General features: G+C 54.5%; 22 protein-coding genes and 1 riboswitch. Of the genes, 6 read left to right on the top strand and 16 right to left on the bottom strand.

Annotated features, from left to right (window positions below):
- Window positions 1–139: 139 nt before the first annotated feature.
- From ABJM21_RS03950 to ABJM21_RS03940, 3 genes are read left to right on the top strand one after another with little or no spacing between them, the layout of a single operon-like run.
- Window positions 140–1,093, top strand: coding sequence for a DMT family transporter (locus ABJM21_RS03950; RefSeq protein ID WP_348302700.1), 954 nt, complete (start codon window positions 140–142; stop codon window positions 1,091–1,093).
- Between the two features lie 51 nt (window positions 1,094–1,144).
- Window positions 1,145–2,893, top strand: a complete 1,749-nt coding sequence (locus tag ABJM21_RS03945; protein ID WP_348302701.1) for an amidohydrolase family protein — start codon at window positions 1,145–1,147, stop codon at window positions 2,891–2,893.
- 29 nt (window positions 2,894–2,922) lie between these two features.
- Entirely contained in the window at window positions 2,923–4,482 is a 1,560-nt protein-coding gene (locus ABJM21_RS03940) for a long-chain-fatty-acid--CoA ligase (RefSeq protein ID WP_348302702.1), read from the top strand.
- Between the two features lie 40 nt (window positions 4,483–4,522).
- Here the strand turns inward: ABJM21_RS03940 and ABJM21_RS03935 are convergent, their stop codons facing one another.
- Window positions 4,523–4,798, bottom strand: a complete 276-nt coding sequence (locus ABJM21_RS03935) for a metal-sensitive transcriptional regulator (RefSeq protein ID WP_348302703.1) — start codon at window positions 4,796–4,798, stop codon at window positions 4,523–4,525.
- Window positions 4,799–4,835: 37 nt separating this feature from the next.
- Window positions 4,836–5,597, bottom strand: a complete 762-nt coding sequence (locus ABJM21_RS03930) for a glutaredoxin (protein WP_348302704.1) — start codon at window positions 5,595–5,597, stop codon at window positions 4,836–4,838.
- Window positions 5,598–5,637: 40 nt separating this feature from the next.
- Here ABJM21_RS03930 and ABJM21_RS03925 point away from each other — a divergent pair, with 40 nt between their 5' ends.
- Both ABJM21_RS03925 and ABJM21_RS03920 read left to right on the top strand, forming a co-directional pair.
- Window positions 5,638–7,449, top strand: a complete 1,812-nt coding sequence (locus tag ABJM21_RS03925; RefSeq protein WP_348302705.1) for a copper resistance system multicopper oxidase — start codon at window positions 5,638–5,640, stop codon at window positions 7,447–7,449.
- Complete coding sequence (locus tag ABJM21_RS03920; protein WP_348302706.1) at window positions 7,449–8,366, top strand: copper resistance protein B; 918 nt, start codon at window positions 7,449–7,451, stop codon at window positions 8,364–8,366. The genes ABJM21_RS03925 and ABJM21_RS03920 overlap by 1 nt, the downstream gene beginning before the upstream one ends.
- A 33-nt stretch (window positions 8,367–8,399) precedes the next feature.
- On the opposite strand, the gene ABJM21_RS03915 is transcribed toward ABJM21_RS03920, so the two are convergent.
- Together ABJM21_RS03915 and ABJM21_RS03910 are read right to left on the bottom strand one after the other, a co-directional pair.
- Window positions 8,400–8,957: a dihydrofolate reductase family protein gene (locus ABJM21_RS03915; protein WP_348302707.1), complete on the bottom strand. Its 558-nt coding sequence runs from the start codon at window positions 8,955–8,957 to the stop codon at window positions 8,400–8,402.
- Window positions 8,958–9,009: 52 nt separating this feature from the next.
- On the bottom strand, window positions 9,010–9,327 hold the full coding sequence (locus tag ABJM21_RS03910) for a hypothetical protein (protein ID WP_348302708.1): 318 nt from the start codon (window positions 9,325–9,327) through the stop codon (window positions 9,010–9,012).
- 117 nt (window positions 9,328–9,444) lie between these two features.
- Between ABJM21_RS03910 and ABJM21_RS03905 the strand changes: the two genes are divergently transcribed.
- A complete protein-coding gene (locus ABJM21_RS03905) occupies window positions 9,445–10,032 on the top strand; it encodes a TetR/AcrR family transcriptional regulator (protein WP_348302709.1) in 588 nt (195 codons plus the stop codon).
- 20 nt (window positions 10,033–10,052) lie between these two features.
- On the opposite strand, the gene ABJM21_RS03900 is transcribed toward ABJM21_RS03905, so the two are convergent.
- The 12 genes from ABJM21_RS03900 to ftsA all read right to left on the bottom strand — a co-directional run bounded on the left by ABJM21_RS03900 (window position 10,053) and on the right by ftsA (window position 24,900).
- On the bottom strand, window positions 10,053–11,639 hold the full coding sequence (locus ABJM21_RS03900) for a long-chain-fatty-acid--CoA ligase (protein WP_348302710.1): 1,587 nt from the start codon (window positions 11,637–11,639) through the stop codon (window positions 10,053–10,055).
- An 80-nt stretch (window positions 11,640–11,719) separates the two neighbouring features.
- Window positions 11,720–12,367, bottom strand: coding sequence for a DUF938 domain-containing protein (locus tag ABJM21_RS03895; RefSeq protein WP_348302711.1), 648 nt, complete (start codon window positions 12,365–12,367; stop codon window positions 11,720–11,722).
- The gene (locus ABJM21_RS03890; RefSeq protein ID WP_348302712.1) at window positions 12,357–13,343 is read right to left on the bottom strand and encodes a bile acid:sodium symporter family protein; all 987 of its coding nucleotides are present in this window, start codon (window positions 13,341–13,343) and stop codon (window positions 12,357–12,359) included. The genes ABJM21_RS03895 and ABJM21_RS03890 overlap by 11 nt, the downstream gene beginning before the upstream one ends.
- A gap of 33 nt (window positions 13,344–13,376) precedes the next feature.
- Window positions 13,377–14,960, bottom strand: coding sequence for an aminomethyl-transferring glycine dehydrogenase subunit GcvPB (gcvPB, locus tag ABJM21_RS03885; protein ID WP_348302713.1), 1,584 nt, complete (start codon window positions 14,958–14,960; stop codon window positions 13,377–13,379).
- Window positions 14,957–16,315, bottom strand: coding sequence for an aminomethyl-transferring glycine dehydrogenase subunit GcvPA (gene gcvPA, locus ABJM21_RS03880; RefSeq protein WP_348302714.1), 1,359 nt, complete (start codon window positions 16,313–16,315; stop codon window positions 14,957–14,959). Before gcvPA ends, gcvPB begins: the two co-directional genes overlap by 4 nt.
- Before the next feature lie 18 nt (window positions 16,316–16,333).
- Window positions 16,334–16,705 carry a glycine cleavage system protein GcvH gene (gene gcvH, locus ABJM21_RS03875; protein WP_348302715.1) on the bottom strand — a complete coding sequence of 124 codons (372 nt, stop codon included), beginning with the start codon at window positions 16,703–16,705 and terminating at the stop codon, window positions 16,334–16,336.
- 29 nt (window positions 16,706–16,734) lie between these two features.
- Window positions 16,735–17,880, bottom strand: coding sequence for a glycine cleavage system aminomethyltransferase GcvT (gene gcvT, locus ABJM21_RS03870; protein WP_348302716.1), 1,146 nt, complete (start codon window positions 17,878–17,880; stop codon window positions 16,735–16,737).
- Window positions 17,881–18,045: 165 nt separating this feature from the next.
- Window positions 18,046–18,142, bottom strand: a riboswitch (glycine riboswitch).
- Between the two features lie 99 nt (window positions 18,143–18,241).
- On the bottom strand, window positions 18,242–18,916 hold the full coding sequence (locus tag ABJM21_RS03865; protein ID WP_348302717.1) for an NAD(P)H-binding protein: 675 nt from the start codon (window positions 18,914–18,916) through the stop codon (window positions 18,242–18,244).
- On the bottom strand, window positions 18,909–20,075 hold the full coding sequence (locus tag ABJM21_RS03860; protein ID WP_348302718.1) for a deoxyguanosinetriphosphate triphosphohydrolase: 1,167 nt from the start codon (window positions 20,073–20,075) through the stop codon (window positions 18,909–18,911). The genes ABJM21_RS03865 and ABJM21_RS03860 overlap by 8 nt, the downstream gene beginning before the upstream one ends.
- A complete protein-coding gene (locus ABJM21_RS03855; RefSeq protein WP_348302719.1) occupies window positions 20,075–21,874 on the bottom strand; it encodes an SPOR domain-containing protein in 1,800 nt (599 codons plus the stop codon). The genes ABJM21_RS03860 and ABJM21_RS03855 overlap by 1 nt, the downstream gene beginning before the upstream one ends.
- Before the next feature lie 117 nt (window positions 21,875–21,991).
- Window positions 21,992–23,536, bottom strand: coding sequence for a cell division protein FtsZ (gene ftsZ, locus ABJM21_RS03850; protein WP_348302720.1), 1,545 nt, complete (start codon window positions 23,534–23,536; stop codon window positions 21,992–21,994).
- A gap of 104 nt (window positions 23,537–23,640) precedes the next feature.
- Window positions 23,641–24,900 (bottom strand): cell division protein FtsA, encoded by a 1,260-nt coding sequence (gene ftsA / locus ABJM21_RS03845; protein ID WP_348302721.1) that lies wholly within the window; start codon window positions 24,898–24,900, stop codon window positions 23,641–23,643.
- Window positions 24,901–24,934: the final 34 nt, after the last annotated feature.

Raw genomic sequence — 24,934 nt, 5'->3', positions numbered from 1 at the left:
CCGCCGATAAGCATGCAACGCCGCGCGCAATTAAATTACAAAAGCAACAGAGCGCTGCTGCGATACGCAATTGCATTAACAATCCGATTGCGCCTATCGTCAGCAAAATGAACCTTTCCACAACCATTCTATCGGCCAAATGACAACTGATGTTTTAGATAAAGCGCCGGTAGAGCCAACGCCGGTTCAACCGCCCATACTCGGCCAAAACCGGCCGATGGCTGGCATAATTACTCGATTAGCCGCGATGCTCTCGCTCGCTGTCATGTTTGCCTTTGTGAAATTGGCCGGACAACAGGGCGTGCACGTCACCGAGAGCCTCTTCTATCGGCAGTTAACCGCCATGCCTTTAATCTGTTTCCTGATCTGGCGCAGCGAAGCAGGATGGCCAGCGATAAAGTCTGACAAGCATAAACTCCATATTCTTCGATCTGCCTTGGGTATTTTTGCCATGGGCCTCAATTTCTGGGCCATGACGCTGTTACCGTTGGCTGATGCCACAACGATAAGCTTCACAGTCCCGATATTCGCAACGCTGTTCGCGGCCGTCATACTTCGCGAGAAAGTCGGTGTAAGGCGTTGGTCAGCAATCTTGATCGGTTTCATCGGCGTGTTGGTGGTTATCCAGCCGGGCGGTAACTTGATCCCCGCCTTTGGGGCGACCGTCGCGCTGATTGGTGCATTGGTCACGGCGTCGGTGACGCTTGTCATCCGGATGCTCGGCCGCACCGAAACTAGCATAGTTACGATATTCTGGTTCTCCGTCTACACGCTTCCGGCCTTGGCGGTTTGCGCATATATCTATGGCGGTGGACATGATGCCAAGACTTGGGCCTATTTGCTCGGCGTCGGCATATTCGGCGCGATTGGCCAGCTGACTATCACCCAATCATTGCGCTTTGCACCTGTGTCTACGATCATGCCGATGGACTATAGCGCTCTGCTTTGGGCGACGATCATCGGCATCATTGTCTTCAGCCAATGGCCCGGCCTGTCCATCCTGCTCGGCGCACCGATCATCATTGGTTCTGGCCTGTTCATCGCCTGGCGGGAGCATGTTCGAGAGACGCGTCAGGTTCACTCCAAAAACTGATAGCTTGGCAAGCGCTCCCAAAGCGCATAGCTTCCCTTTCAGGAGAGAGATATGTTCCATTTTTGGCACCGCATTGCAGCGCTATGGGCACTGGTAGCCTTTTCGAGCTTGGCAGCAGCCAATGAACCACCGCCCTCTATCCCCTATCCCCAGGTCACCATTTACGAAGCGGCCAAGATCATCACCATGGAACCGGGATATCCCGCAGCCCGCTACGTCGCGACAGCAGACGGGATTGTACTGGGACTGGGAGAATCCCTAGATGATCTGAACGCCTGGACCGAGGGCCGCGATGTCACAATAGACCGGCAATTTTCCAAAGACATCCTGATGCCCGGCTTTGTCGAACCGCATATCCACCCGATGCAAACGATCATGATGCTGCCTATCCCGTTCATCAGCCCTGAGTCTTGGGAGCTACCGGGAAAGACCTATCCGGCAGCGCGCGGCAAGGCGGCTTATGAAAAGCGGCTGCGTGAAGAATTGGGCAAAAGTCAGGACGAACTTTTTATCACCTGGGGCCATCACAAGCTATTTCACGGCGATATGGATCGCGCTTTGCTCGACCAGATAGCCCCCGATCGGGCAGTGGTTATCTGGCAGCGCAGTTTCCATGAAATTATCGCCAATTCCAAGGCGCTGGACCTGCTCGGCATCGGCACCGCCGACGCCTTCAAGGCTGCATTTGACAAGCCTCAGATAACGCCCGGCCATGCCGACTACGCCAGTGGTATCATCCACGAAACCGCTTTGTTCAACGGCATTGAAAAGCTCCGACCCTATCTCTTCTCGCCTGAAAAAGTGCAGCAGGGACTGGCCGATATGCGCCAGATGATGCTAGAAAACGGGGTGACGACCAGCGCTGATCTCGCCTTTGGCGGCTTTGGCGGCCCAGAGATGGAATCCAAGCTGTTTAAGAGCCTTTATGATCAGCCAATCATGCCGTCACGTATCCTTGCCATTCCGGTTGCGCCATTGATCACAGGTGATCCCAATGTCTGGCTGAAAGATATGAAAGCCAAATATGACAGCGATAAATTCTTCTTTTCCAACCGCGTGAAACTGTTCGCCGACGGTGCATTTTTTGCACAATATATGCAGATGAATCCACCTGGATATAGCGACGGTCATGAAGGCAAATGGCTGACTGAACCGGAAGAACTGCTGAAACAGACAGAACGGTTCTGGGACGCGGGCTGGCACCTCCATACCCATGTCAACGGGGACAAGGGCCTCGATGTGGTGCTTGATATCACCGAGAAACTAGCGGTCAAAAACGGTCAGGATATTGTCATGGAACATCTGGGCTATTCAACCGAAGCTCAGAACCGACGGATTGGGGAAATGGGCCTCTTTGTCTCTGCCCAACCCAATTATATCCGTATCCTCGGCGACACCTATGCCAAGACCGGCATGGGCCCTGACCGCGCAGCGCAAATGAGCCGGCTCGGCTCACTCGAACGCAAGGGCGTCCCGCTTGGCCTGCATAGCGACTTTAACATGGCACCCATTGACCCACTCTACCTCGCCTGGGTTGCGAGCAACCGGATCACGCTCGACGGCAATACCAAAGCCCCGGCCGAGCGACTATCGCTCGATAAAGCCCTGCGCGCCATCACCATCGAGGCCGCTCAGGTGATCGGGCTTGATGCAATGGTCGGCAGCATCGCAACCGGCAAGAAAGCTGATTTCACGGTGCTGGACAGTGACCCCTATGAAATGGGAGCAGCGCAATTGCAGGAAATCGGCATCAAAGGTGTGATATTCGAAGGCCGCTGGTTCCCCGCAGGTCAGGATTAGGCACGCCACAGCGACCGGAAGGACGTGACATGCAGTTGACCCAGACGCTCCACAGCGCCGCTGATACAAGGCCAGATCATCTGGCAACAGTTGATGGAGACCGGCGCAAAAGTTGGGCGGAGCTTAGGGAGCGCATCGCACGTCTGGCCGGCGCTCTGCAGGCTCTGGGTGTCGAGGCCGGCGACCGGGTTGCGATATTGGCACTCAATACAGACCGCTATACCGAATATATGTTTGCGGTCTGGTGGGCTGGCGGTGCAGTGGTGCCCATGAACACGCGATGGTCGGCGGCAGAGAATGTCTATTCGCTCAACGATTCACAGACGACCATCCTGTTTGTTGACCGTCATTTCGCCGCGATGATTGGAGATATCCGGGATCAGGCCGAAACCGTCTCCACCATCATCCACCTGGAGGAAGAGGATGTGCCAGAAGGTATGTTGTCCTTCGAGCAGCTGATTGCAGATCATGATCCCTGCCCCGATGCGTGCCGCAGTGGCGAAGATCTGGCAGGCCTGTTCTATACCGGCGGTACCACCGGTTTCCCCAAGGGCGTGATGGTTCCCCAACGGGCCCTGTGGTATAATAATATCGCTCTCGCCGGCATGGCCGGGTTCACCAGCGATTCCGTTTATCAGCACACCGCCCCGATGTTCCACATGGCCGATATCGCTTGCGGCGGGGCGGTTATGATGGCTGGCGGCACACATATCTATGTGCCTTCTTTCGAACCAGTTTCGATCCTCAGTGCGATTGAGGCCAATCAGGTGACTCATGTGTTGCTGGTCCCAACCATGCTAGGGATGATGCTGCAACATCCCGAGTTTGACGTGACCAAGCTCCGTTCGATGACGCACTATCTCTACGGCGCATCGCCCATGCCCGAGGGCCTGCTGCGCCACGCAATGGCGTTGCTGCCCGAAGTCAAATTTGCGCAGGCCTATGGCCAAACCGAGATGGCACCGCTGGTGTCGATTTTGAATTCAGTCGACCATGTGCTGGAAGGTGAGAAAGCAAAACAGATCCGCTCTGCCGGTCGCCCGGCCTGGGGCTGCGAAGTCAAGATCATTGACGAGCAAGGCAAGCCAGTCCCGCGCGGAACGGTCGGCGAAATTGCCGCGCGCAGCCCGGGTAACATGCTGGGCTACTGGAAGCAGCAAAAGCAGACCGCCTCGACGTTGGTTGATGGCTGGGTCCATACAGGAGACGGAGCCTATCAGGACAAGGATGGTTTCCTCTATATTGTCGATCGGATGAAGGACATGATAGTATCAGGCGGTGAGAATGTCTTCTCAGCCGAAGTAGAGAGCGCAATCTCCACCCATCCCGATGTCGCGGCAGTTGCCGTGGTTGGCATCCCTAGTGAACAATGGGGAGAATCTGTCCATGCGATTGTCATTCCCAAAGACAACACAACACCAGACGCACAGTCGATTATCAGCCATTGCAAGGACCAGATTGCCGGCTACAAATGTCCGCGTTCGATTGATTTTCGAAACGAGCCTTTCCCTCTATCCGGAGCCGGAAAAGTGCTGAAGCGCGAATTGCGGGCACCTTATTGGGAGGGGCAGGAACGGAGCGTAAACTAGACCTTTTGCGAGCAGCACTATCGCAGGAAAGACAACAGCTTTATCCTTTCATCTTTTCAAAAAGATCGACCAGCTCGCTAAATTTTTCTTTCTGATCCTCTTCGTTACCAGAGGATATAGCCTCGGCGACGCAGCAGGCCGCATGGTCTTTCAAAATCTGGCTCTCGACCTTCGACAAGGCCGATTTTACGGCCTGCATCTGGGTCAGGATATCCATACAATAGCGGTCTTCTTCGATCATCTTCGCAATTCCCCGCACCTGACCTTCAATCCGGTTCAGGCGGTTGAGCTTCGCGGTCATTTTGTCCTCACCCATATGTTACATTTCCTCGTATTTTGAAGCAGGTTATTCCCTAAGCAGTTAGCAGTTTGACGCTCATCCATAAAGCGATGGCCATCATGAACAAATTCTCGGTCAGCGAGACAAAGCCCAACGGCACGTTGCTATCGCCGCCGACACAGGCGCATTTCAACTCGCGCTTTTGGATATAGACGGCGTAGAATACCGATACTGCCCCGACCGTGCCGATGAACAGCGCGACCGGAATGGCAAGCCACATGGCCACGCCGGCAATCATCAACACACCCGCCAGAGCTTCGCCAAACGGATAAATATAGCCGTAGCGGATCCATCGTTTGGCGAGCAAATCGTAATTCAGAAACATCGTCGAGAAACTCTCGACATCGCGCAATTTAAGAAAAGCCAGAACGCACATGGAAAAGGCCACAAACCATTCAACCGTCCTCGCCGAAACCCATGATCCCGTTGCTACAAAGGCGGCCCCCATCGCCATCAGAAAAGTCATTGCGAACAACGCGATGACTGGCTGGTAACTGGTTTCACTCCGCTCATCTTTTGGCTTCGCCTTGCCAAAATGGACAAGCAGATCGTCATAACCGCCAATCCGCTTGCCATTGATAAATACTTGGGGCGTCGTCTCTACGCCCTTCTCTTCCTTAAAGGCATCAACCTGCTCCCGCGTGGCGAGATGATGGTCCACAACCTTAAAGCCCTGCCGTTCCAAAAGGTCTTTCGACTTTAGTCCATAGGGACAGAGATGCTCGTCCATGATCATGCGGTGCAGTTCAGCACTTTTATTTTCCATGACAATCATCCATATTGATATATACCATATAGGGGTATAGGGTATTTGTATGATAAAAAGCAACCTCGCACTATCGCGCCGGAAAATGATTGGCAGTCTTGCGGCGCTGGCTGGCACTTGCGCCCTGCCAATGCCCGCCTGGTCGATGGGCAAAATGAACGAACGGATTCGCAACGGCATGGATCAGTTGTCCGGGCCAGAAGTGGACCTGCATATCGGCAGCGGTCTTTTCAAAACCGGGGCGCGATCGGGACATGCTATTGCCGTTAATGGAACCGTACCCGGCCCGCTCATCCGTTTGCGCGAAGGACAGGATGTCCGCCTGAACGTGCACAATATGCTGAATGAGGACAGTTCGGTGCACTGGCATGGACTATTGCTGCCGTTCCAGTTTGATGGTGTTCCGGGTATCAGCTTCCCCGGTATAAAACCCGGTGCGCGTTTCACAGCACCGTTCAAGGTCCGCCAATCCGGTACCTATTGGTGGCACAGTCATAGCGGACTGCAAGAACAGATGGGTCAATACGGACCGTTGATCATTGATCCGGCCGGGGAAGATCCGATCCGTTATGACCGCGAACATGTGATCCTGCTCAGCGAATTTGCCGCGATGCACCCACATAAAATCATGAAAAAACTGAAGGTCTCTGAAGGTTATTTCAGTCGGCAAAAAACCACCGCAAGCGACAACTATGATTTCAGCGGTGAACAGCGGCGGATGTGGGGAGGAATGCGAATGATGCCGACCGATATTGCTGACGTATCTGCCCCGACTTACACCTATATGATAAACGGCCATGGCCCGGATGATGGTCTGGAATTGCCCTTCAAGTCCGGCGAACGGGTCAGGCTGCGGATCATCAACGGCAGCGCGATGACTTTCTTTAACATTCGCTTGCCCGGTCTACCGATGACGGTGGTGCAGGCAGATGGCCAGAATGTACAACCGGTTGAAGTCGATGAATTGCAAATCGGTGTGGCGGAAACCTATGATGTGATTGTCCAGCCAACCGCCGAAGGAGCTTTTGCAGTCGCGGCGGAATCAATGGATCGCAGTGGAATGGCGCAGGCCACGCTGACCTCGCAGCCCAGCGCAAAAGCGGCATTCCCGGCACTGCGTGACCCGCCGCTGCTTGGCATGACCGATATGGGGCATGGCGGCATGAATCACAGCGATGAGCCAGCCGCACCGATGGATCACTCCAAAATGAGCGGTGGTCAGATGGCCCACAGCAAGATGAACCACGGCACCCCTCAAACCGCAAATGCTACGACAGAGCATGAGATAGCAAATATGGGCGCGATGGATATGCGCGATACCAGCTTGCTGCCTGATACGGTCAAGGTCGGTCCGGGTATCGATATGGTCGCGATGAACCCCCAGGACCGCACTGGTTATCCCGGTCTCGGCCTCGACAATGTCCCGCACCGCGTCCTCAACTACCGCATGTTGAAATCGCTGGAAATGGACCATGACAAGCGCACGCCCGACCGGGAGATGCAATTGCACCTGACCGGCAATATGGAACGCTATATGTGGTCGTTCGACGGCAAGAAGATGAGCGCGGTCGGCGATGACCCGATCCGCTTTGGCCACAACGAGCGCGTGCGGGTGAAGCTGGTCAATGACACAATGATGGCCCACCCCATCCATCTCCACGGCATGTTTTTTGAAGTCGTCAATGGACAAGACCACCATCAGCCAAAGAAACATACGCTGATCGTGCAACCGGGCAGCAGCGCGACCTTTGATGTGACGACCGATGAACCAGGCGACTGGGCCTTTCACTGCCACCTGCTCTACCACATGCACGCCGGGATGATGCAGACGGTCAGCGTCGCATTTCCAAAGGACGCCTAATGCTTCGGATCATCGCAGCCACATTGGCGGTATCAACCGCAACTACGCCCATCATGGCCCAACATCAGGGTCATGGCTCACACCAAATGCAGGAGAACCCGCCAGCGAAATCCGAACCCGTTGATCACAGTCAAATGGATCATGGCCAGATGGATCACGGTACAGGCAACGCACCCCCGCCAACATCCGGTCCCGTTGATCAATCCGGCCCTCCGAGAGCCGCCGACGCGATCTGGGGGGCTGAGGCGATGCGCGCGTCCCGAAAAGCCCTTTATGACGAGCATGGCGATATGAAACTGTTCTGGTTTCAGGGCGACCGCGCCGAATATCGTGCCCGCGAAGGTGATAATGGCTATCTCTGGGACGTGCAGGGTTATTATGGTGGCGACATCAACAAATTCTGGTTCAAAAGCGAAGGCGAAGGCAGTTTTGGCGAACCAATTGAAGATGCCGAAATTCTAGCGCTTTACAGCCGCGCCATCGCGCCGTTTTTCGACCTGCAAGCCGGCATTCGTCAGGATTTAACGGGTCCGACCCGCACCCATGCGGCGGTCGGAATACAGGGTCTCGTGCCCTATATGTTCGAAGTCGATGCGGCGGTTTTCCTATCCGACAAAGGTGACCTGACCGCGCGCATCGAAGCGGAATATGACCAGCGCCTCACCCAGCGCTTGATCCTACAACCGCGTGCTGAAATCAACCTATCGGCGCAGGACATCCCCGAACTGGGAGTTGGTGCCGGAATTAACAATCTCGAACTTGGTTTGCGCCTGCGCTACGAAATCACTCCGGAATTCGCGCCCTATATCGGCGTTGAACAGGAATGGAAGCTGAGCGACAGCCGGGATTTCGCGCGCGCCGCCGGAGAAGATCCCAGCATCATCAATTATGTGGTCGGCCTGCGCTTCTGGTTTTAGCGATGACGAGCAACCGCTTCTCCCAAGCGCAGCTTAGTCAGGTTTTCGATAGATACTCATGACGGCGCCATTGCCGGTTGGGGCAGTCTTTACCAGCTTCAACTTTCCCATTTCAATGTCACTGCCAAATAACCGATTGCCGGAACCAACAATCACAGGAAATGTCCAAAGACGAAATTCATCGATCAGGTCCACAGCCAATAAAGACTGGATCAACTGCCAACTGCCGTGAATTTGCAGCAACGGGCCGTCCTGCCGTTTGAGCTTGCGAATCTCTGACAGGACATCGCCGGACAGCAATGTTGTATTTCGCCATTTCAAATCAATCTGGCCGGATGATGCGACATACACATGGCCATCATTCATGCTGGTGTCCTGATGATTAAAAAACATCTCATAAGTTTTCCGGCCAAGAAGCATGTCATAGGGGTTGGCCATCGCCTCCTTTTGTACTTGCTCCATGACCGGATCCCAGTAATCCGATGCCCAGCCGCCCGATGTGAAACCGCCTGAGCGATCTTCATCGGGCGACCGCACGGCCTGCATGACACCGTCGAGGGTGATGAAAGCCAGCGCTGCAATATCTCTCATATAATCACTTTCCTGAAGGCCATAACCAACAATAAGGACGTCACGCCCCTTGCTACATCGGCATGTCCATTGCCGGAGCCAGTTCTATAGTTCCGCCGATATCAAGGTGGGGAGATTTTTTGGTCATGACAATCGCAGCATCCTGACTTTCCGCTTGAATGATAGTGATTCCGGACAGCGGATTGGAACCGCCATCTTCCGTCACGCCATCAGAACTGACCGTTATCGATTGGCCAACGGGAAGTCCGCGATCTACCACTGCATCGCCAAGGCTATCCATCCATGCCATCCATTTTTGCATATGTTGCTGACCTTCTTCTGGTGTCATCGAGGTCTTGCCGCCGTGATAGGCCAAGATGAATTTCTGCATTTTATTCTCCTATTGGGGGTTTAGTGCGTGTCGAAGCGCCTTTATTGCGACAATCTAAATATGTTAAAGAACATTTTTAGATATCTTTTATGATGCTGTGACACGGAGAATATATACATGCCTTACAGCGCTGAACATAAGCAGCAAACACGCGCGAAGATCGTTGAATCCGCCCGGATCCTGTTTAACCGGCACGGATTTCAGGATGTTACCATCGACATGGTGATGGAGAATGCGGGCCTCACACGCGGCGGATTCTACAATCATTTCAAGACGAAAGAACAGCTCCATCACGCCGCAGTATCCAGCTTTCTTCATGGCCGCGGTGCTGAATGGCGAAAAGATGCCGGCGTTGATCCCAGTTCACCCGGGGAAGACATGGTCCGCCAAATGATATCCGGATATCTGTCTTCGGAACATTTGGGCGATATCGATGGACAATGCCCAATGATTGCCTTGCCTTCAGACATAGCCCGGTCCAATCCGCAGGTGCAGACGTCTTACTCTCAATTGCTGGAAGCGATGGTTGGATTGTTCGAGAACGGCATTGGTGAGAAAGGCGGTCAGTCGCGACAACGCGCCTTGTCACTGGCAGCCTTATGTGTGGGCGGCATGGTTGTTGCCAAATCACTACCCGATTCAGACTTGGCAGAAGAGGTGCGAAGTGCCGCGGAGAGTTTTGCTCTGGGACAATTGGCAAACTAAACCATTAGGATTCCGGTTCCTTAATTGACCCCGCGCTCCTTGCCTTCCCAATAAGGCGCGCGCAATTCGCGCCGCAAAATCTTACCCGACGCGTTGCGCGGAAGTTCCGCGATGACATCTACCGTCTTAGGTACCTTGAACCCGGCAATCCGCTCCCTCGCCCAGCTGATCACACTGTCCGCATCGATCTCGCCCGCGTCCGGCTTGGGCGAAACGACCGCCTTGACCGCTTCACCCCACTTTTCATCGGGGATACCGATGACGGCGACTTCGTTGACCTGCGGGTGTCCGAAGATCGCGTTTTCGACTTCTGCCGGATAGACATTTTCGCCGCCAGAGATGATCATGTCCTTCACCCGGTCCTTGATGTAGAAATAGCCGTCTTCATCCATGATCGCGGCATCGCCGGTGTAGAGCCAGCCGTCACTGTCGACTGTCTCGGCGGTCTTTTCAGGATTATTAAAATAATACAGCATGTTGAGGCCGGATCGTGTTGCGATTTCTCCGATGGTATTTGGCGGCACTTCTTCATGCTGCTCGTCAACAATGCGTAGCTCAACGCCTGGCAGCGGGATGCCAATGCCGCGCATCCGGTCATTCCCTGCTGGATCATGATCTTCCGGTGGGAGGATGCAAACCGTACCAGTGGTTTCGGTCATGCCATATTGCTGGCAAAATAAAGCCTGCGGCATAGTCTGGATGCATTGGCGCAGCAGTTCCAGCGGGATCGGCGCTGCACCATAGGTCACGGAACGCACGCTGGAAAAATCGGTGTCCTTCGCGCGCGGCCAGTTGACCAGCATTTGCAGCGCGGTCGGTACAAGGAAAAACTGATTGAGCCCCTTGTCCACGCAATCGAGCACAGTGTCGGGATGAAATTCGGGAATGACCATCATCGTTGCACCATTGTAAAAGGCTATCGGACCAATGCCGGATCCTGCAATATGCGCGCAGGGCATGACTGCCAACGTGCTGTCGTCCGGGCCAATATCAATCCAGGCATGTTCCGGATTGTTTTCCACAAGCGGACGCATTTTAAACAGATTGTCGTTGGCCAGCACCACGCCCTTTGGATTGCCGGTTGTACCGGATGTGTAGAGTTGCAACACGCCTTCCGCGGGATCGGTGGCGGGCAAGTCGCCTGGCTGGGTCTTGACCATCCACTCATCAAGCGATTGCAGGCCATCCGCCTCGCCTGCAACCAATATCGTTTTGACAGTACCCGTTTCGGCCGCCGCCTGTTTCGCGGTTTCGGCAAATTCCGGCTCGCAAATGACCAGCATCGCCTGCGCATCTTTAAGGACATAGGCAACTTCCGGGGCCGCAAGGCGCCAACCGATGGGTGCGATGACAGCGCCTGCCCGACTAGCGGCAGCAAATAAAGTGAAAAAGAGCGCGCTGTTCTTGCCGAGCCAGCAGATGCGGTCGCTTTTTTTAAGGCCTGAGCCGGTGAAGGCGCGCGCATAATCGGTTACGATCCGGTCGAGCTCGGCATAGGTGACCACCCCAGCGGCATCATCCAGCGCGATATTGTCCGGCAAACGCTCTGCCCAATAGGCAATGGATGATCCCATGCACCGGCGAATTTCTGGGGTTTCGTTTGACATGCCCGCTCCTTGATCTGTTTGGAGCGACGTTAAGCACTCGCTTAAATCAAGGCAAGCGGATTGACGTTACGGTAATCGAGCTAGTTGCGCCGGTAGATCAGGGACAGGTTATTCGCGGGCATTTCAACGAGATCAGTCCGAGTGAAGCCGTTATCCACGGCCAGCGCATCCATATCAGCGACTTCGCGGATACCCCAGCGCAGATTGCGGCTTTTGAGGCTGCGATCAAAGTCGAGATTGCCCCGTGCTGTCGGTGCATCACCGCGGAAATAAGGGCCATAGAGATAGAAAGTGCTACCGGGTTCGAGCAGCTGTGCGGCCTTCTCAAATAACCCGATAGACGCCTCCCACGGCGCGATATGAACCATGTTGATGCAAAGGATCGCGGCGGGTTTGGCGATATCCCAACTGGGCGCGAGCGCGTCAAGTTGCAGCGGCGGCAGGACATTGACCACCCCTGCTCGCTTGGTCCATGCGGCGATGGAGCGGCAGCCCTCGGGATCAGGATCGCTTGGCCGCCAAGTCAGGCTCGGAAATTTCTCACCGAAATAAACTGCATGCTCGCCGGTGCCGCTGGCGATTTCCAGCACGGTACCGGTATCGGGCAAGGCATCCCGCAATAGCGCGACTATGGCATCGCGGTTGCGCAGGGTGGCAGGGGCATGTTTTTCATCCTCCGGACCGGCTTGATCGCGGAACCATGGGGTGGAATCGCCTTCACCTGTCATCAAAGCTCTCCTGTATCGGTTGCCGCCGCCAGATCGCGGCGAGAAAACTGCCGATGACGACATGATAAACCGCCGAGATCGCGCTGGGAACCGGCGCGAGAGCCGCTTGCAGCGGGTTAGCAAATTGTGCGGCGAAGGCTGGCGTGGAGGCGAGGCTTGACCCCAGACCACTATTTTGCATGCCCACCTCGATACTGATCGTCCGGCGCTCGCCGATGCCGAAACCCAAAGCCTTGGTGATCAGATAACCCAGCCCGAAGCCGAAGACGTGGAGCAACAAGACCGCCAGCATCAATACACCAAAATGCTCCTCGATCAGGGCTTTGGAATTGGCGATAATTGCACCGACAATCAACACAATCACGATCACCGATGCGAGCGGAGAGACAATTGCGATCTTCTCCGTAGCTTTCGGAAAATAGCGGTTGAGCAATACGCCCGCGATCACCGGTAACAGCACAATCGAAACCATGTTGATGAACAAGTTCCATTGATCAATCTCCACAAATTTGCCCGCCAGCCAACCGGTGAGCAGCGGCGTCGCGACAACGGCAACCAGCGTCGAGGCCATGGTCATCGTCACCGACAGCGCCAGATTGGCATTAGCGAGATAGGCGACCACGTTAGACGCCGTGCCACCTGGGCAGCAGGACACAAGGATCAGTCCGACCGCCAACCCGGTTTCCAGATTGGTCAGCATCGCAATGGCTATTCCCGCTAGCGGCATGACAGTGAACTGCAATATCACGCCAGCAGCAACGCATTTGGGAATGCGGCCAATCCGCTTGAAATCATCAAAGGACAACGTCAGGCCCATGCCGAGCATGATGAGGCCCAGCATGACACTGATCAGCGGTTGGCCCAATGGCCGGAAACGACCGTCCACCACCCAAAGAAAATGCTCGGGTATAAACCAGGCCCAAGCGGTGCCGAGGACAGTCCACAACGCAAACAAGTTCGTTAAGCGCTGTATCATTCTGCCTCCCCCAAGCTAGACGTCAGTCAGCCTTCATTCGGCTGCTTCAGCATATTCCTCCGGTTCTTGCCAGACCAAAATCGGTTTGCGGGCAGCTTGTGTCTCGTCCAGCCGTCGACGCGGCGCAAAATGCGGCGCGGATTTGAGCAATTCGTCGCCAGCCTTGGCGCGTTCGGCCACCGACCGCAGGGCGCCGATAAACTGGTCAATTGCTGCCTTGCTTTCGGTTTCGGTTGGCTCGACCAGCATCGCGCCATGCACCACCAGCGGGAAATACATGGTCATGGGGTGATAGCCTTCGTCAATCAGCCCCTTTGCAAGATCAAGCGTGGTCAGGCCGTTGGCAAAGCCATTGTCCGAGAATAGGGCTTCATGCATGCACGGGCCAGATTTGGCGAACGGGGCTTCCAGAAGGTCTTCCATGCTACGCAGCACATAGTTCGCGTTGAGCACCGCGTCCTCGGACACCTGTTTCAGGCCATCGGCGCCATGGCTGAGCATATAGGTCAGTGCACGCGTAAACATGCCCATCTGGCCATGAAAGGCGACCATGCGGCCAAAGCTGCTTTCATGATGGTCCTCCGCAGTTTCTTCTTCGACCAAGTGAAAATGCCCGTCTTCGGATCTCTCCACGAACGGCAAGGGCGCATATGGCGCGAGCGCTTCTGAGAAAACCACAGGACCAGAACCCGGACCGCCACCGCCATGTGGTGTCGAGAAAGTTTTGTGCAAATTGATATGCATTGCATCAATGCCAAGATCGCCGGGACGGACACGGCCAACAATCGCGTTGAAATTCGCGCCATCGCAATAGACCAAACCGCCGGCATCGTGCACGGCATCGGAAATAGCTTTCATGTCCGGTTCGAACAGTCCGCAAGTATTAGGGTTAGTGATCATCACACCAGCGACATCGGGACCGAGCCGCGCTTTCAGCGCATCAAGGTCAACGCGGCCAGCTGCATTGGCGGGGATATCCTCAACCTTATATCCTGCAAAAGCAGCGGTCGCCGGATTGGTACCATGCGCACTTTCCGGTACCAAGATAACTTCACGGGCGTCGCCGCGCGCCTCAAGAGCGGAGCGAATGGCAAGAATACCGCATAGTTCGCCATGCGCACCCGCCTTAGGACTCATCGCCACAGCGGGCATGCCAGTCAGTGTTTTGAGCCAGTCCGCCAGTTGGTAAATTGTTTCCAGCGCGCCCTGCACACTATCAACGGGCTGCAATGGATGGATGTCGGAAAAGCCCTTCAAACGCGCCATTCTCTCGTTCAGCCGCGGGTTATGTTTCATGGTGCAACTACCCAAGGGGAACAGGCCGACATCAATCGCATAATTCTGACGGCTCAGCCGGGTGTAGTGACGCACCGCTTCCGCCTCGGACAGGCCGGGAATACTGATCGCTTCATCGCGGTCCAGACCGCCCAAGCGGCTTTCCACCGCCGGCGCTTCGGGCAGATCCACGCCACTGCGGTCCGGTGATCCGGTTTCAAATATCAGTGGTTCGTCAACCATCAACGCACGATTGCCGGTATGGGTTTTGAGCGCAGCTTGCTCTGGCATGACGATGTTTTCTTCCTGTTTGGTAGGACGGCCCTCAGTCAACATGTTCATGCCAATTCTCCTTCCAGAGCCGCCACTAGGGCTTCGACATCCTCATCACAGGTCGTCTCGGTGATCGCGACGATCAAGCCATGCGCCAGTTCACCGGCATCGGGATAGAGACGGCCCAAAGAGACACCAGCAAGGATTTTTTGATCCGCCAGCTTGCGGACAATCGGCCGCGTATCCTTATCAAGAACCAGCGTGAACTCATTGAAAAAACTGCCATTCAACAACGAGACGCCATCAATCTTCGTCAAGCGATCCACCGCAACAACAGCCTTTTTATGGTTCAACATAGCGAGTTCCCGAAGGCCCTTTTCACCGAGCAAGGTCATATGCGCGGTAAAGGCCAGCGCACAAAGGCCGCTATTGGTGCAGATATTCGATGTCGCCTTTTCACGGCGGATATGTTGTTCACGCGTCGACAGGGTCAGCACGAAACCGCGCTTACCCTCGGCATCTACCGTCTCGCCGCATAGCCGTCCTGGCATCTGGCGCACATATTTTTGCTTGCAGCCGAAAAGACCGACGTAGGGTCCGCCAAATTGCAAACCGACACCTAGTGATTGCCCCTCACCCACCACGATATCTGCGCCCATATCACCGGGTGCCTTGATCGCGCCCAGGGCGACAGGTTCGGTGACAACAGCGATCAACAATGCTTTGTGACTATGGGCTTTTTCGGCGAGAGCGGACATGTCGGATATCCGCCCTAATATGTCAGGATATTGAACGACGACACAGCTGGTATCATCATCAATCTGGTTCAGCAAATCCGCTCCATCAGTCGCCGCTTCCAAGGCTGGTACTTCGCTAACCAGTTGGTCTTTGGTAAAGCGCGCCATCGTCTTGGCCACCGACACATAATGCGGGTGCAGTCCAGAAGAGAGAATCGCCTTGCCGCGCTTGGTAATCCGCCGCGCCATGACAATCGCCTCCCAGCAAGCGGTGGAGCCATCATACATGGAGGCATTGGCAACATCGACACCAAACAGCCGTGCGACCTGTGTCTGAAACTCGAATAACGTCTGCAACGTTCCTTGCGCAATTTCCGGTTGATAGGGCGTGTAGGCGGTCAAAAACTCTCCGCGCTGGATGATGTGATCAACACTGGCCGGCACATGGTGGCGATAGGCCCCTGCCCCCAGGAAGAACGGCATATCACCGGCGGCCGAGTTATTCTTGGCCAGCTTCTTCATATGCGCCTCAACCGCCATTTCCCCGGCATGCATTGGCAAGTCACGGATCGGACCGTCAAGCTGCACTTCCTCCGGTACGTCGACGAACAGGTCGTCGATACTATTCGCACCAATGGTTGCCAACATATCCTGACGGTCATTTGGAGTTAGCGGTAGATAACGCATTTTCTTGTTCCTTAAATTCTAAAGTCCGTCGACGAATGCTTTGTAAGCTTTCTCATCCATCAGATCGTCTAGCTCAGATTTGTCGGACAGGGTCAGGCGGAAAAACCAGCCATCTTCTTCGGCAGAGCTGTTCACCAGCGCTGGTTCATCTTCCAACGCGTCATTCACTTCAACCACTGTTCCGGAAACGGCGGCATACACATCCGAGGCTGCTTTCACGGACTCGACCACTGCGGCATCATCGCCTTGTGCCAGCTCCGCACCGGTTTCGGGCGTTTCGACAAATACGATATCGCCCAGTTGTTCTTGCGCATAGTCGGTTATGCCCACAGTCGCGGTCTCGCCTTCGACGTCGACCCACTCATGCTCATCAGTAAAATATCGGCTCATAGTCTCGTCCTCTTCCCTCTTCTAAACGTCTATAATTTCGGTTTGCGGTGATAGTTATGCGGCACAAAGGGCATGTCTGCGACAGTGCAAGCTATCGGTTTACCGCGTTGTTCCACGGTGATTTCGGTACCTGTTTCGGCCAATTCCATTGGCACATAAGCCATCGCGATAGGTTTCTGCAGCGTCGGAGAAAAACCACCGCTGGTGACTGCACCAATGCTTTTGCCATCGGCATCGACCACGGTGGCGCCCTCACGGATGGGTTGGCGGCCGTTCACAAAAAGCCCCACACGCTTTTTATCGGCCTTGTTCGGATATTGCGCCAATACCCGCTCAGCACCGGCAAAATCACCTTCATCGCGCCGCGCTTTCGATAGCGCAAAGTTCAAATTCGCTTCCACCGGCAAGACATCCACATCCATATCATGGCCATAAAGCGGCAATCCCGCTTCCAGCCTCAGGCTGTCACGCGCGCCCAAACCAATCGGCTTGACCTCTTCCAGTGCACATAAAGCTGCGGCCAATTTCTCTGCATGTTCCGCGGGAACGCTGATCTCGAAACCATCTTCGCCAGTATAGCCAGAGCGGCTGATACCCATTGGAATATCACCCCACATAAAGGGCCCGGCTTCCATGAAATAAAGATCGGTTGGTACCGGCCAATTGGGCTGCATCGGTCTGATTTTCAGTCTTTTTAGTGCTTCACCAGCTTTCGGCCCCTGCAATGCCAGCAGTGCCTGATCTTCCATGTGAGTCAACGTCACACCAGATGGCAATTGAGCCTCAAAATAAGCGATATCATCATGCTTGGTTGCACCATTGACCACCAGATAGAGATTACGGCCGGTGTTGGTCACCATCAGGTCGTCCAATATACCGCCATCCTGCGCCAGCAACAGCGTGTAGCGAATTTTGCCGGCACCCAGAGCAGAGATGTTGCCAGGAACAATCGCCTCCAGCGCGTCTGCCGCACCTTCACCTTCCAACTGCACCTGCCCCATATGGCTGACGTCAAACAATCCAGCATTTTCGCGCGTCCACAGATGTTCAGCCATCACGCCTTCATATTGCACCGGCATTTCATAGCCGGCGAAGGGCACCATGCGCCCGCCAAGGTCGCGATGCAAGCTATCGAGCGGCAGTGTCTTTAATGTTTCGGTTTTGTCATCACTCATCAAAAATTCCGCCCGTCATAAGAGTACAGCTCACAGCAAAAGCCTGTAAAACTGCCCCCTCTGTCACGGAACCTGAGAGTTTCATGGCGCTAAATAAGCAGCCACTTACCCCTTCGGTGGTCTGTCCACGCTTTCGCGAAGATCGACTCTTTCCAGAGTGCCTGTGAAGCTTATGCGGTCCATCGGCCTGAGAGTTTCCGGGGCGGTTGCTCCTTCGGCGGCCAGTCTTTTTAGGAGTTTGGCGCTCTCCCGCACAGCTTCGTGATTTGCGCCTGTAAGGCTGTAATCAAAAGCAGGCAGAAGCGTGACCGAGCGCGCCATCGGAGTCAATGATTCGATGATAGGATGGCCTTTAAAAAGTTCAGGCAGTTTCCCGCTCGGCCAATTTCCATATCGCATCATTTTCATGGATATGAGCCCCCGGCTTATCCTCGGCGAGTAAATTCGCAATCGCTGTCGCCACTTCCCGCGCATCGATTGAACGATAGCGCCGTAACGAACCATGCAGCAGTCTATCCAGCAAAGGACTAGCAATGATGGCCAGGCTCTCGCCAAGGCGCGCATCATTGGAACGCTCCCCGCGCAGCAAGCCGGGACGAATGATATCGAGCCGATTAAAATCTTCTGCGCGCAGTAGTTGCTCTGCCTGCCCTTTGACTTTCAGGTAAAATCCTGACGCTTCGGCATTCGCCATGGTCGATGACACCGTAATAAATTGCCGCGCACCTACCGCTTTGGCGGCTTTTCCAACCGTTCCAACCAGATCACGATCAATAGCGGCAAAAGCCTCTTTCGATCCTGCCTTTTTCATTGTGGAACCAAGACAAGACACCGCCCGTCCGGCTTTGATAGACGCAATCACTTCCGGCCACTGCTCGGTCGGGGCAACATGAATTGTCGCCGCTCCATAATCCTTTTCCACAGGCTTGCGCATCAACAGATGTAGCCCCTCATCTCGCCCATCGGCGATCAACTTGCGGACCAGAAAATTGCCGATCAAGCCAGTTGCACCTGCAACTATTATAGATTCAGTCATTGCCTGCCCCAAAAATCTCTGCGTGTTTGTTGGTAGCATAGCGATCGGTCATACCTGCCATAAAATCGGCAATATACCGGATACGGTCCGGTTCTCCCGATGGTAGTGTAGCCGCCCAGCTTTCCGGCATCAGCGCCGGTTTATCCCGATAGGCCGTGACAAGATCAGCGACGACAACCCGCGCCTTGTCAGCGGCCTCCATCTGTTCCGGGTGGTTATAGAGATTGGCGTACATGAATGTCTTAAGCGTCCGCTCTTTCGCAGCCATGTCATCCGAAAACCCGCCGATCATCAAACCAGCACCGCGCACATCATCTGCCGTTTCGACACCAGTCTCCTTGATCCGCTGGACCGTGGTTTCGATGACGTTGTTCACCATCAAGCCAATTTGATCACGGATCAATTCCGGTACCAGCCGATCCCGTTCGATATCCGGAAAGCGCGTGCAGATATCGGACCAGCGTTCGGCGATAAAGGGTAATGTCAGCAGCTGGTCAATACTCAGCAGCCCTGCCCTGATCCCGTCATCAATATCATGATTATCATAGGCAATATCATCGGCCACCGCGGCAATCTGCGCCTCTAGCGACGGCCAGCTATTCAGATCCAAATCCATCGGCGCATTGGCTTCTGCCATAGCCCAAGTCGGCGTGGACACCGGACCATTATGCTTGGCAAGCCCCTCCAGCATTTCCCACGTCAGGTTCAGGCCATCCCAACGGGGATAAGGTCGCTCCAATTTTGTCAGCGTTCGGATCGTCTGTGCATTATGGTCAAAACCACCATGGTCAGCCAGTGCGTCTTCCAAAGCATCTTCGCCAGCATGACCAAAAGGCGGATGGCCAATATCATGGGCCAGACAAAGCGCTTCGGTCAAATCTTCGTTGAGCCCCAGCGAGCGAGCAATCGTCCGGCCGATCTGCGCCACTTCCAGACTATGGGTCAGGCGAACGCGGAAATGATCGCCATCGGGCGCAACAAAAACCTGCGTTTTGTGGCGCAGGCGGCGAAAGGATATCGAGTGGATGATCCGGTCGCGATCGCGCTGAAAATCATCACGGGGTCCTCGCACGCTGCCGTCATTTTCAGCGCGTCCTTCATCATAGCGCCGTCCGCGGCTTTGACGCGGGTCGCTGGCATAGCTCGCAGTCTGCGCCATTAGTTCAGCTTGTTCACTTTCGTGCCGTTGGCACTGACCCAGGCAAAACCATCGCCGCCACCTTTGCGAAAACCGGCTTCGAATTTCTTCGCTGCACTAAAATCTTCGAAAGGTCCGACCACTAACCGGCGTGTCTTCCCCCAAGGGGACGTCCAACCACTGGTTCCTGCAAACAGATCAGAATTTTTCTCAGATATCCGGCGATAGTCATATTGGAGCGCCCTGAGATTAGACCCGGTCGCAATCTGCACCCAATAGCGTTTTGGGTGTTCTGGTGGCTTCGGTTTAGCTTCCGCTTTTTTCACCGCCGGCTTTTCGACCACTGGCTTTTGCTTGGCTGGCGTAATTGCGGCCAAATCAACAGGTACGACACCTGTCTTTTTCTCTGCTTCAGGAATCGCGATCGAACCAATAATGTCCGACAAAGGTCGAACTGGTGTATTTGTTGATGGCTTACCATCCGTCGTCCCGGATATATTCGGTGATGGTGTCGATGACCCAGCCTTGGCCAGATCAAAAGTCACCAACTGAACCGGCTTTTTCGAAACTTCATCATTGGAAGGACTCGGTGCCTTAACATCACCAATATCCACTTTTCTGGTCACGCTTTCTGATACCAACGGCGGAACTTTGACCTCGTTCGGAGCAGATATAGCTATTTGCTTTTCAACCTTTTCGGTTGCGCCGCCGACTGCTGTTTCAAAGCCCGGGGATGAAGGTTGCTTTTTCGCATTAGCTGCGGTCTGAGTGACCGGATCATTTGGCCGATCTACTGACGGTTTCACCAAGGGTCTGGCACTGGTCGGCGTCGGCAGCGTGCGCCGCGATAAAGGCATTTTTCCATTAGTTGCCGGGCGAGATACAATCTGTCTCTTTTTCCTGTCACCGCTTTTGGAACCAGGCCGACGACGCGGAGAAGTATCCGGCATCGCTAGAACCTTGGGCTTTTCTACATCAGCACCCAGCGGCTCACCAACTGGTATTAGCCCAGCATCTGCCCCATCGCCGCCGCGCACGGCGCTATTTGCCGCAAGACGCACCGAAGCGACATCAACACCGATATTCTCACTGGCGGGGAAATGCCCGAAATGAACGGCCGCCGCCTTTTGCGCCGCTGTCAATTTCGGCATGCGGTCAAAAAACGGCTTTATCGCTTTGGCCATTTTCTTTTGCATAGTTTGGCTGGCAATCTTATTGGCTTCTTTTTTCTGACCATTCATCGCCAGGATGAAGGCCCGATTGCGCCAAGCATCGCGATCGCTTTTTTGCAGCAGAGGACTAAGCTGTTCCTCCGCTCCTTCGATATTTCCGCTGATCCCCAGTGAAATCGCATAGCGCTTCAACAGTTTGTCACTTCGGCCATGTTGTAATGCCAGCGCATAGTCTTTCTGCGCATCGGCATTGCGACCAATCAGATCATACGCCAATCCACGATCCACCGCGATATCCTTGGCAGCAAACCCATTGGCAATAGCTTCATCAAAATAGCGGATCGCTCCAAATGGGTTTTGCTCAAGCAGTAACGCTCGCGCCAGCCCCGCTTTCACGCGGCCGCTTTTCGGGTATATTTGGTCGGCCTTCGCCAGAAAACCGATTGCAGCCCTCGTGTCCCCCAATGCCAACGCGGCTAATCCAGCATCAGCAAGGGCCGAAGAGTCATTGGAATTGCGAGCGATGCGGCGCAGCGCGTCTTGCAAGTCCACGGTGTCAGCGCTGCGCTGCGCTGTAGCCGGTGCTGGCAAGCCAATGCTAGTCAGCGGTAATGCCGCCAGAATCAAATATTTTGAGAGCTTTTTCACCTTCCCACTAGACGGCTTGATTCATTCAAAATCAAGCTCCCATGAAAGCAGGAAAGGCAAACTGCCCCGATCAGACGATAGGAAACCATTGCAGGCAACTCGTCGATAGCGATGTCCTCACTGGTTGTTTTGGCGGTTCAAAAATCTCGGGATATCGAGCGGATCACTTTCCTTGTCCTCATCTTCGTCACCTTCCTCATCGGCTTTATTCCCGCCGCGGGTAAGGTTAGACATGCGCTCAAACAAGGTACCGCCGCCACTGGCAACGCGTGGTGCAGCTTCGCCTGATGCAGGTGCCGCTTCATCTTCCCCGTCCATCGGTTGAATGGTCTCATCTCCGAGAACCAGTTCATCTTCCTCTGGTTCGTCGCTAACCATACCTGGCGTCAACGATGCAAAGGATGGAGCAACAGAGCTATCATCTTCCAGATCGTCATCGTCAGAATAGGTTGCCGCTGGCACAGGGGCCGGCTGTGGTTCTGGCTCAGCTTCTATTTCCGGCTCCAGTTCCGGCTCGGGCTCAACAACCATTTGCGCTTCGGAAGTTTCAAGACTATCCGCCATATCCAATACAGGTTCTTCTTCCTGCGCTTCTTCTTCCGGCTCAGCAGGTATGGTCGAAGCAAATGACGGTGCAGCTGGCGTCGGATTGCTCATTGCAAAGGACGAGCTAACCGCAGGCGCAGCAACAGAGCCATCGCTATCGATGCCGGTGGCTACAACGGATACGCGAATGCGGCCATCAAGATTTTCGTTAAATGCGCTACCCCAGATGATATTGGCATCGGGATCAACCAATTCACGAATATGGTTAGCCGCTTCGTCGACTTCCATCAGGCGCATATCTTCACCGCCCGTGATGGAAACGATAACGCCTTTCGCACCCTGCATCGACACGCCGTCGAGCAGTGGATTGGCAATGGCTTTTTCAGCCGCTTCAAGAGCACGGCCATCACCTTCGGCTTCGCCGGTACCCATCATGGCTTTACCCATTTCGTGCATTACGGAACGAACATCGGCAAAGTCGAGATTGATCAGGCCGGGCATTACCATCAAATCGGTAATACCGCGAACACCTTGTTGTAGCACTTCGTCTGCCAGCAAAAATGCTTCCTTAAACGTCGTATTCGGATTGGCGACCAGGAATAGGTTCTGATTGGGGATGATGATCAGCGTATCGACATTTTTTTGAAGTTCTTCGATACCGGCATTAGCGGACTTCATCCGCCGTGTGCCTTCAAACGTAAACGGCTTCGTCACAACGCCAACGGTCAAAATGCCTTTGTCGCGTGCCGCTTTGGCAATGACGGGAGCCGCACCGGTTCCGGTGCCGCCACCCATACCAGCGGCGATGAAACACATATGCGCGCCTTCCAGCGCCTGCTCAACCATCTCAAGCGTCTCTTCAGCCGCAGCACGACCGACTTCGGGACGAGAGCCAGCGCCAAGACCTTGGGTGATTTCAGGCCCAAGCTGAATGCGGCGCTCTGCGGGAGAGCTGTTGAGCGATTGCGCATCGGTATTGCTGACGATGAAATCAACGCCCTCAACCTTTGCCGCGATCATATTTGCGATCGCGTTGCCGCCCGCACCACCAACGCCGATAACGGCGATACGTGGTTTCAATTCTTCCACTTCGGGTGGGCCAATATTGATGCTCATTTTACTGTCTCCCCAGACATAAACTTGATGTGTAACATTTGGGTAACGCTTTGCACAAATTTGATGTCGGAATCACCCCAAAAGTTAATTTTTTTCGTAAAATCTTAAAAATTCCCTCGGATTGCCGACATCAGTCGCCCAATTACCGCAGAACCAGCATATTTGTGGACGTTTTGATGACTGCTGGAAAGCGATCTGAGGTCGACAGGTTCCTGCGACGCATAAAGCGCTAGACCGGCCAAACCAGCAAAACCAGGGCCGCTATGTGCTTCGGGCAAAGCAGTAAGTCCTGTGGGCCGTCCGATCCGCACCGTTTGCCCCAGTGCCGACTGCGCATAATCCGCAATGCCTTTCAGTTCTGCGCCGCCACCAGTCAGCACGACCTGTCGCCCAACCGGACCGGTAAAGCCCAGTGCTTTTAACGTTTGACCAATTTCACCGATCAAATGGTCGAGCCGCTGGCGGATAACACCGATGAGCTGCGCCTTGGTGATACGACCATCTTCATCTGTTTCCGGCCCGATTTCGTCCAGCTGCAAATCAATCACATCATGATTGTCACGCGGGCTGGTTGTCGCCGATCCGTGGAAACATTTTATCCGTTCCGCCTGCGCACGCCGCAAACCAAAAGACGACGCAATATCGTCGGTAATATCTGCTGCGCCATATGGCAAAGTAGCCAATCCAACGAGCATCCCGCCAGCAAACAGCGAGACATTGGTAACCTCTGCCCCCAATTCAACCATCGCGACACCAAGCTCGCGTTCCTCTTTCGACAAACAAGCAGTCCCAGCAGCAATCGGCGACGCGATGATGGATTTCACGTTGAGATGCGCACCGCGCACACTCATGTCGATATTGCGTACAGGTGATGCGTCGGCCAAAATGGCATGAATATCCACACCCAAGCGGTCGGCATGCAAACCTTTTGGTTTCTTAACGCCGGCAAGACCATCAATTGTATATAGGGCTGGCTGTGCGTGCAGAACCATCTTTCCCTGTGGATCAATGCTTTTACGACCCGCTTGCAGAAGGTGATCGATATCGTCTTGCTCGATCCTTTGTCCGCCCAATTCCGTCTCAACTGCGGTCAGCATGCTAGTCAGGCCACCAGCTGAAAAACTCACCCAGACATCGTCAATATTGGTTCCGGCAATCCGCTCTGCCTGCTCCACTGCATCGCGCACGTCCAATTCGGTCCGTTCGGTATCGGCAATATAGCCGCGCTTCACACCCTTACTGGCGCGCTGCCCCGTGCCCAGCACCGTAATATCGCCATTGTCCATCCGACCGGCAATCATTGCCGTAATCTTGGACGACCCGATATCCAAAGCGGTAAAAATCTTTTCTACCCGTGCTGCCATTTGCCTGTTCCCTTACTTCCTTTTTGCTGCCTCA

The sequence above is a fragment of the Parasphingorhabdus sp. genome (assembly GCF_039977335.1).
In the GTDB taxonomy this organism is placed as follows: domain Bacteria; phylum Pseudomonadota; class Alphaproteobacteria; order Sphingomonadales; family Sphingomonadaceae; genus Parasphingorhabdus.
Note: the sequence above shows the minus strand (reverse complement) of the source record. Positions and strands in the feature narration are given on the sequence as shown.